This is a genomic window from Xanthobacter autotrophicus (genome assembly GCF_030015065.1).
In the GTDB taxonomy this organism is placed as follows: Bacteria; Pseudomonadota; Alphaproteobacteria; order Rhizobiales; family Xanthobacteraceae; genus Xanthobacter; species Xanthobacter autotrophicus_D.
This window is the reverse complement of record NZ_JAIVFN010000382.1, coordinates 1-465: the sequence shown is the minus strand read 5'-3', so window position 1 is coordinate 465 and position 465 is coordinate 1. Positions and strand designations below refer to the sequence as shown.

General features: G+C 67.7%; 1 protein-coding gene. It reads left to right on the top strand.

Annotated features, from left to right (window positions below; genetic code table 11):
* Window positions 1-465, top strand: a 465-nt coding sequence (locus tag K9U40_RS23635) for a putative PEP-binding protein (protein ID WP_349239462.1), incomplete at both ends; no start/stop codon positions are given.

Here is a 465-nt window from a genome sequence, read left to right as displayed (position 1 = left end):
GCCCAAGGTGGCCGACACCCAGCTGCGCGCGATCCTGCGCGCCTCGGCCTACGGCAAGCTGCGCGTGCTGGTGCCGATGGTCAGCACCCGCGAGGAACTGCTGGCGGTGCGCCGGCGCATGCTCAAGCTGAGCGAACAGCTGCGCAGCGAAGGCCATATGGTGTCCGAGCACGTGCCGCTGGGCGCGATGATCGAAGTCCCGGCGGCGGCATTGGCGCTGGAGAGTTTCATCGATCTGGTCGATTTCCTGTCGATCGGCACCAACGACCTGGTGCAGTACCTGCTGGCCGCCGACCGCAACAACGAGGCGCTGGGTGAGTTGTATTCACCGTTGCACCCGGCGGTGCTGCGGCTGTTGCAGATGGTGATCGAGACCGGCGCACGCCACCGCATCCCGGTGGCGGTCTGCGGCGAGATGGCCGGTGATGCGCGGATGACCCCGTTGCTGCTGGCGCTGGGCCTGAG